The organism is Serratia sp. N21D137, assembly GCF_047530005.1.
Lineage (GTDB): Bacteria > Pseudomonadota > Gammaproteobacteria > Enterobacterales > Enterobacteriaceae > Chania > Chania fonticola_B.
This window is the reverse complement of sequence record NZ_JBLJAJ010000042.1, coordinates 22,062-30,773: the sequence shown is the minus strand read 5'-3', so window position 1 is coordinate 30,773 and position 8,712 is coordinate 22,062. Positions and strand designations below refer to the sequence as shown.

Genomic DNA, 8,712 nt, shown 5'->3' with positions numbered 1-8,712 from the left:
AGAACCGCTCTTTCTGAGTCAGATGTTTTCCCTGCATGCAACAGGCTCTCCAGTAGGGCCAGAGCGGTGATTTTATCCGGGTCTGGCCAGTGGGTCACTTTGTTGCGTTTCGAGTGGGAATGGGGCATAGACTGGGCAGCGAGCACCGGCGGTTATGACAGTGTAACCGTGCAGGACGTGATGCTGGGAGCGGTGGAAAAGCGCTTCGGTGCAACGCTCCCGGACAAGCCGGTGCAGTGGCTGACGGACAACGGTTCGGCGTATACAGCGCATGATACGCGCAAGTTCGCCAGAGAGCTGAATCTGGAAGCCTGCACAACAGCAGTGAGCAGTCCACAAAGTAACGGCATGGCGGAACGGTTCGTGAAAACGATGAAGGAAGACTACATAGCGTTCATGCCAAAACCGAATGCGCGAACGGCGCTGCAGAACCTGGCGGCGGCGTTCAACCATTACAATGAAAACCATCCGCATAGTGCACTGGGATATCACTCCCCGAGGGAATACCGGCGCCTGCGGGCATCGTTAACTTAAGATACAAAAGCTGTCTGGAGATGGTGGGTCAAGATCAGTCTGGCCTGCAGTATCCACCGTGCGGTAGAGATATTTCCACTGGTCTTTGACTTTGTTGTAGGTTTCATCCATTCGCCACCGCTGACCTACGGTGCGCTTGTGTCGGCGGAAAACCTTATCCAGTAGCGGTACCAGGCGGATAATCCAACGATCCAACGTGGAATGGTCAACGACAACACTGCGCTCCGCCATCATCTCTTCGATGTTTCGCAGACTCAGTGCATAGGCGAGGTACCAGCGGACACACTGAGCCATAATATTGACGAGATAATGCAGACGACTGAAAGAGTTTTGAATGAGAGATATGGGCAGGTAATAACAAAAAAAATATTATCCAACAACGCCTTAGTGCGATAGGGTTCTCTGAATTCATTGTTTATTTATAATTATTTATCATTATTTATCAACTTGAATGAAGAGGGTGATATATGCTTATTTTCTAGAAAGTGGCATCCAAATTCAGTTTTTGATGCAGAACCTTTCCCTTAGTTGAAAAATATGCTCACATTAGATGAAGTAAATGGATCGACTGCGGTGGCGATTTGTGCGGTAGCTATGCCCTTAACTCACTCATAGTCATCAATTATGTTAATTTTCCACTTGAGTGTACGTGTGCGCTAGTGCCTTAAAAGGAAAATCTTACCCCATAGTGGTTTTTATCATAACTGTATGTTTTTTTTAAAAAAAAGATATAGTTATACTGTGTTACCTTATCGAATGAATTTCAAGAGAACCTAAATCGTTACACGTGGAAAAATGCTGTCCTGTTCGTGAGGATTGATGGGAATGCAAAGTTTTACAAAAAATAATTTTGGTTCTGGATTCATCCGACCTTTGTGGGTGATTTAGTATGTGTAATAAATATCCTTTACGCTATGCTTTACTGGCGTTTTATTTATTTTCTTTTATGTTGATTAGCGGATGTGGCTTGTCATCACAAAGCGACATTACACGATACTACCTTCAGTTCCAAACTCAGCCGAAAATTAACAGCTCTGCGCCATTAAAGATCAAAGTATTTTTACTAAAATCTGATGTGGAATTTATGTCCGCTGATTTCTACTCTTTACAAAATAATGCGCAAAAGGTTCTCTCTGGCAACTTGCTCAACAGCGATGAATTTTTCTTTATGCCTAGCCTGCTTGTAAAAAACCTCAACGTGCAAAGCACACAGGAATCGCGTTTTATCGGGGTGATGGCGGAATACCAGTCCTTAGATGGTAAAAAGTGGCGTATTTCTTTTCCTCTCCGACCCACTGAGAAAAGACCTTCTTGGCAGTTCTGGAAACTGTCAGCAGATCAACTTCATGCAAATTTTTATCTTGATGTAAATGGGATCCACGAAGTTCAATAACAGTGTGAGCTCTAACAGGAAATTTCTATGAATAAAGCAGAAAAAGTGGTATGGACTGAAGGTATGTTCTTGCGACCGCATCACTTTCAGCAGGCTGAAAGCTACCTGCAAACGCAAATTCGAGAATGGGGAGTATTACAACGCCCCTGGTTGTGGGGGTTTCTTGATATTGAACTAGATGATGCTATGTTGTGCCAGGGGTGCATTGCGTTGAGTTACGCCAGTGGTCTGTTGCCGGACGGTACCTTCTTTAAGTTCCGAGGTACCCATAATTGCCCGGTGCCGTTGCAGGTACCGGATAACGTTTCTGGTGAGAAAGTGATGTTGGCATTGCCTGCACGCCGTAGTGGACGTGAAGAAGTTATCTTTAGTGAAAAGAATGATTCGCTGGCACGCTTCACAGCATTTGAAAAGGAAGTAGAAGATGACAATGCACTTTCGCTTGGTAATGCTACTGTACAGTGTGCTCGCCTGCGTTTGACTCTAATGCTGGAAAAGGATTTAACTGCTGAATGGACTGCGATCGGTGTGGCGTTTATTGCTGAAAAACGTAACAATCAAGCTGTGCGTCTTGATAACAGTTATATTCCACCGATGTTAAATGGCATTAATCATCCGCGGATTTACGCCATGATCAACGATTTACATGGTCTTTTGGCTCAGCATAGTCAGCAAATCGGTAGCCGCTTGCGGCGACAGGGACGTTTTAACACTTCTGAATTAAGTGAGTTCACACTGTTAGCTCTGGTAAATCGCTATCTCGGCAATTTATCTCATCTTAAAACACAGACGCTAGTACATCCTGAATCGATGTGGAGAAGCTGGTTACCGTTTGCTGCTGAGTTAACTACTTGGACGGCTCAGCGTAGTCTTGACGCAGAACTGCCTGTTTACGACCATAACGATCTCGCCAACTGCTTCTTAAAGCTAATGGTGCTGCTGCGTCAGGGACTATCGCTGGTAATACAAGACAACACCATTCAGCTGCCGCTGATCGAACGCTCACAAGGACTGAACATTGCCACAGTTCCAGAAGGCAGCATGATGCGCGAATTTGGCTTCGTTCTGGCAGTAAAAGCTAGTATGCCTGGCGATGTGCTGCAGACACATTTCCCAACACACATGAAAGTTGCTCCAGTCGGCAAAATTCGCGATCTAGTACAGCTGCAGTTACCAGGTCTGATCCTGTCCTCTATGCCCGCTGCTCCGCCACAAATTCCGTGGCATGCCGGTTATCACTACTTCGAAGTCAAGAAGGACGGCAAGTTGTGGGCCGAAATAGAAAAATCTGGCGCTTTTGCGTTGCATCTGGCTGGCGAGTTCCCTGGTCTGGACATGGAGTTTTGGGCTATCCGCAGTCTGACAGAATAAAAAGTGAGTACTTATGATACAGGAACAACAGACTGTTATCAGCCACTATGTTAGCGACAGTAATCCACTGGTGACAGCTGCTACTCCATTGCTTAACGCGATTCCGCAAATCCGCAAGTTGATGTCGCATGACGATCTAGCTGGTTTGCGTCAGCGACTGATCGATGAAATTCGTTGTTTTGAGATGCGGAGTCAGCAGGCGGGGCTACAGTACGAGGTGATTGTTGGTGCACGCTACTGTCTGTGTACTGCACTAGATGAAGCCGCTGCGTTGACGCCGTGGGGCAGTAATGGAGTTTGGTCAGGAAGTGGCCTGCTGGTTACTTTTCAAAGCGAAACTTGGGGCGGAGAGAAATTCTTCCAGTTGTTGGCGCAATTGTCACAGAACCCCCGTGAGCACATCAATCTTCTGGAATTGATTAACTACTGTCTATTGTTAGGTTTCGAAGGACGCTACCGGGTGATGGATAACGGTCGTACCCAGTTGGAAACTATCAAACAGCGTCTGTGGCAGATGATTCGCAGCATACGTGGCGGCTATGTGCCACAGTTATCTGTACATGGCGAGGCTAGACCAGTGTTACGTAAGCTATGGTGTCCTATAGTACCTCTGTGGGTTTGTATCGTATTGGCATGTTTTGCTGCCTATCTATTTTACACCATTCTAAACTGGCGACTGGATGATGCGATTAATCCGGTACTGGCGAAAATTTATCAGACGTCATTGCCGGAAGTGACTATAGCTAAGTCATCTGAAAATTTACCCGTGGTACTTAACCTACGTAACTTTCTGCGACCTGAGATTGTCGAAGGTGTGATTGCTGTACGTGATGAAGCCGATCGCAGCGTAGTCATTCTTAACGGTGACGGCTTATTCGCGTCAGCATCAACTATAGTACACGATAGTTACGAACCAGTGATTGACCGTATCGCTCAGGCACTGAACAATGTCAATGTCCGTATTATTGTTGTTGGTTACAGTGATAATGTACCTATCCGCAGCATGCACTTTGTCTCTAACTATGAATTGTCGCTGGAACGTGCGCGTTCGGTACAGAAACAGCTGCAAAAATATTTGTCGAATCCTGAACGCGTAAAAGCTGAAGGGCGAGGCGAAATGAACCCCTTTGTACCGAATACTACTCCTGAGAACCGAGCCCGTAACCGCCGTGTAGAAATTATTGTGCTAGCATCGCCCGATAATACCCGTGCTGAACTGAACAGATTGCCCCAAGGAAATTAAGGATGCTGACATTTCTACTTTCCATTATGACTAACCGGCTGCTTTGGGGGGCGCTCTGTACCACGGTAGTAGCCTATGCAATTTGGGCGATTGGTCCAATGCTGTTGATTGCTGATACTTCGCCACTCAAGTCGGAACAAAACCGCATTATATCCATTATGGCGGTGTATCTTATCTGGATTCAAAGCCATATTCTGCCTCGCCTGTATAATTCCTGGCTCAACCGCAAGTTGATGAATAATCTGAAGGAGGAACTACAAAATAACGATCCACAACAGCGTTTGAATTGCGAATATCAGATCCTTGCTGAGCGCTTTCATGGAGCAGCACAGATGCTGAAAAAAGCACATTTCACCAAAACTGGCTGGAGCACACGTTTCAGCAATCAGTATATCTATCAGTTGCCCTGGTATGTGATTCTCGGTGCATCAGGTTCTGGTAAAACTACAGTGCTTGCTAACTCTGGGCTGGATTTCCCGCTTGTCGACCGCTTTGGTAAAACGGTTCTACGCGGTATTGGCGGTACGCGAAACTGTGATTGGTGGTTTTCCAACGAAGCCGTAATGTTGGATACTGCTGGACGCTATACCACCCAGGATAGTGAACAGGCACAGGATGCTGGTGAGTGGTTTAAGTTTATTGGTTTATTGCGTAAATATCGCCGCCGACAGCCGATCAACGGTGCTGTCGTCACGGTGAGCATATCCGATCTGTTAACTCAATCTACTGACGAATTGCACCAGCAGGCGGTAAATCTGCGCCAACGCCTCTCTGAATTGCATGAGCAGTTAGGTATTCGTTTCCCGGTTTATTTGTTTGTCACCAAAGCTGACCTGCTTAAAGGTTTTCGTGCCTGGTTTGCTGATTATGACAAAGTGAAGCGCGATCAGATATGGGGGGTCACTTTTCCGTGGGGGCAGGCCAAACTCGCCAATTTTGATTTGATGAGTAGTTTCAAGCAAGAGTTCGTGCTGTTGCAACAGCGGCTTGAAGCAGGCCTGCCGGAAGCCATGATGCAAGAGTATGATGCTAAAACTCGTGCCGAAGCCTGGTTGTTCCCGCAAGAGTTTGCAGCGATATATCCGCTGCTGGCAGATTACCTCAGTATTGTTTTTGCCCGCTCTAATTTTGAAACTGAATTTTCACCACGTGGCATTTACTTCACCAGCAGTGCCCAGGAGGGGCGGCCGTTTGACTCTGTACTGCGTGAACTTAACCGTGCACTGTCCTTACCTCAGGGGAACGACAGTGACAATAGGGATGCTGTAAGCAAAGAAGCACCGACTCCTGACAGCAAAGAACGGAGTTATTTCATTAAAAATCTGCTGCAAAATGTTATTTTCCAGGAAGCCGGTATTGCGGGTCAGAACAGGTGGTGGGAGTTGCTTAATCGTGCAGCTATCTGGTCGGGCTATTTGATGCTTGTCTTGCTGTTAGTCTTACTATGCATCCTGTGGTTGACTAGCTATGGTAAAAACAAAGCTTACCTGGAGGAGGTGCTGGCGAAGGTGTCATTGGTTGAGCTGCAGAGCAAAGCGTTGCAAAAAAACGGCCAGCACAATCTGTTTGAAATACTGCCGCTGTTGAATGGTTTGCTGGAAATATCGAAAAGTGCCAATTTTGATGTGAACGACCCACCAAACATCCGCCGTATGGGACTTTACCGTGGCTATGACATTAGTGATGCTTCACAGATTCTTTACCAGAAAACGCTCAGGCAAATGTTGTTGCCTGATGTTGCTATGCGCATTGCTACTTGGCTGCGTAACGATGACGGCAGTGATGCTGAGTACAGTTATGCTGCACTGAAAGCTTATCAGATGTTGTATCAGCCAAAGCGGTATGATGGCAAATTCTTGGTCTCTTGGGTGATGCTCAATTTGCAACGAAACTTGCCACAGAACATGACACAGGAACAGCTTCGCCAGTTGGAAGGGCATTTGTTTCAGCTACTGGAACAACAGATTCAGTTGTCACCGTACCCGAAAGACAAGGCACTAATTGCTCGTGAGAGCGCACTTATCAACCAGAAACCGTTTTCTTCGCGCGTTTATGACCGACTAAAGCGTCTACTGGAACATGATGATAACCTCAAGCCAGTATCGTTAGCGATGCTGGGCGGTCCGCAGAGCGAACTGGTGTTCTCGCGCAAAAGTGGTACGCCAATTGCCAATGGTGTTCTGGGATTGTATACCCCAGACGGCTACTGGCAGATTTTCAATAAACAAATCGATAGTGTCACCAGTGAGCTGTATGACGATGATACCTGGGTATTGGGATCTACAAGTGTGCAGGAAGACAAACAGCAAACCAATAACACTGTTCGCCAGCTCTACATAGGCGACTTTATTACCAACTGGGATCGCTTTCTTGCTGATATTCAATTGCATAACAGCCCCTCTCTCTCATCGCGGATCAACGTTGTGCGTTTGCTATCTGCCAATAATTCACCGCTGCGCCTGCTAGTGATGAACCTGAGTCAGGTGCTGGACCTGGCTCGCTCCGAGCCGCAAATTTTCAAGGATGAAAGCCACCTTGAGCAGGACAATCGTGCCAAACGCACACTTGAAGCATTGTTCCATGATGATGGCGGCTCTATCCAGAGCGCGGTAATTAGCAAGACACCAGAACAATTGGTCACTGAACATTATGCACAACTGATTGATTTGGCACAGCCGCTGGAAAAGGGCAGCAAGACTATTGTGTTTGATGATTTTCTCAAACAACTCGATGAGGTCTATCTCTATCTTACTGCGGTGCAAGATGCAACCAATAGTGGCATTCAGCCGCCTGGCAGCAATTCGATCAGCCGTTTGCATGCTAGTGCCGGGCGCTTACCAGGCGTGCTGCAAACTATGTTCAGCAAAATGGCGATCGGTGCCAGTAGTGATACCCAGCACCGCGATCTTGATAACGTGCGTAAACGGATTCACGTTGAAGTTGGCGGTTTTTGCCACCAGGCGATTGCAGGGCGTTATCCGTTAGTTAGCAGTGCCAGCAGTGAAATTACCCCGGATGATCTAGCGCGGATGTTTGCGCCAGGCACAGGTAAGATGGATACATTTTTTCGCGATAACCTGACCAATAAAGTTGATACCACCCAAGCCAATTGGCGCTTTATGCCAGGTATTGACGGAAAAACGTTGCCCGGAAGTGAAGGGGCATTAAGATCTTTCCAGCAAGCACAGTCGATTCGCGATGTGTTCTTTGCCAGTGGCACGAACACGCCGTCATTTAAAATGATGGTGCGCACTATTAGCATGGATAATTCTATCCTTAACTTGACGCTGGATGCTGATGGTCAGCAGTTGCGTTACAGCCACGGTCCACAGGCAGTGCAGATGATTAACTGGCCTGGGCCAGGTGGGACCAATCAGGTGCGCATGCAACTGGGGCTAGCCGATGGTACTACTTCGACACTGGTGACGAGCGGTTTCTGGGCACTCAATCGCTTTTTCGACAAAGCACATACCGTGCCGGGCAGCGACTTAAGTTATCAGGCGACATTTAACGTCGATGGTTATCGGATCACTCTGGAGTTTGTTCCGAACAGTATTCACAATCCGTTCCAGCTTCCACGTTTTTCATGTCCATAACTGAAGGAAAGCTGAACAACTCATATCTTAGCGGCAAGCTGGTACGGAAAATCTTCTGTACTGACGATTTTTACAGCGACTATTTCCATATATGCTGGTTCGACAGTGGTCGTTATGGTTTTCAATTAAGTTACTAGCCTAGCAACAGGAGCCTAGCCAGTTCAGCAACATGTCTGTATGGAGCTTTATAATGTTGCACATCACATGTTAAGTAGCCAGTTGGTACAGATAGAGGCTTGATCCTCTACTGTTATCGGATGTACTGCTATTATTCCATTCTACCTCAGGCAGTGAGTAACAGTTTTCCGCTGAGCAACTTGATCTGGCACTTATATATTTACCAGTTTCAGCGATGGTAAAAAATGAAAGAAGCACTTGAAAATTATAGGCATGATTGGCTATCAACAGAAGAAGGAATTCAACCTAAGTTGGTCAGCAGGCGGAGAATTGCTTTGAACTCCTACGTCCAAAGTAACAATTTTACCGCTCAGTTGTTCACTATTATTCTACTCCATCGGCAGCTCAAGATTGGGCCGATACTGTCTCTATCAGCCGATGTTTCAATAAGCAGGTAA

5 protein-coding genes and 1 pseudogene are annotated in these 8,712 nt (G+C 46.6%); 5 read left to right on the top strand and 1 reads right to left on the bottom strand.

The window, feature by feature from the left end; translation table 11 throughout:
• The coding region (locus ACMV5H_RS23070; protein WP_414822566.1) for an integrase core domain-containing protein at positions 1-534 on the top strand (534 nt) is incomplete at its 5' end.
• Between the two features lie 36 nt (positions 535-570).
• Here ACMV5H_RS23070 and ACMV5H_RS23065 read toward each other — a convergent pair.
• Positions 571-879, bottom strand: a pseudogene (locus ACMV5H_RS23065) (IS6 family transposase); the annotation flags it as partial.
• Positions 880-1,423: 544 nt separating this feature from the next.
• Between ACMV5H_RS23065 and tssJ the strand changes: the two are divergent.
• From tssJ to tssM, 4 genes are read left to right on the top strand one after another with little or no spacing between them, the layout of a single operon-like run.
• A complete protein-coding gene (gene tssJ / locus ACMV5H_RS23060) occupies positions 1,424-1,927 on the top strand; it encodes a type VI secretion system lipoprotein TssJ (RefSeq protein WP_414822565.1) in 504 nt (167 codons plus the stop codon).
• Positions 1,928-1,954: 27 nt separating this feature from the next.
• Positions 1,955-3,298: a type VI secretion system baseplate subunit TssK gene (gene tssK / locus ACMV5H_RS23055; protein WP_414822564.1), complete on the top strand. Its 1,344-nt coding sequence runs from the start codon at positions 1,955-1,957 to the stop codon at positions 3,296-3,298.
• A 13-nt stretch (positions 3,299-3,311) separates the two neighbouring features.
• Entirely contained in the window at positions 3,312-4,541 is a 1,230-nt protein-coding gene (locus ACMV5H_RS23050; protein WP_414822563.1) for a DotU family type VI secretion system protein, read from the top strand.
• A 2-nt stretch (positions 4,542-4,543) separates the two neighbouring features.
• On the top strand, positions 4,544-8,137 hold the full coding sequence (gene tssM, locus ACMV5H_RS23045; RefSeq protein WP_414822562.1) for a type VI secretion system membrane subunit TssM: 3,594 nt from the start codon (positions 4,544-4,546) through the stop codon (positions 8,135-8,137).
• The last annotated feature ends 575 nt before the right edge of the window (positions 8,138-8,712 follow it).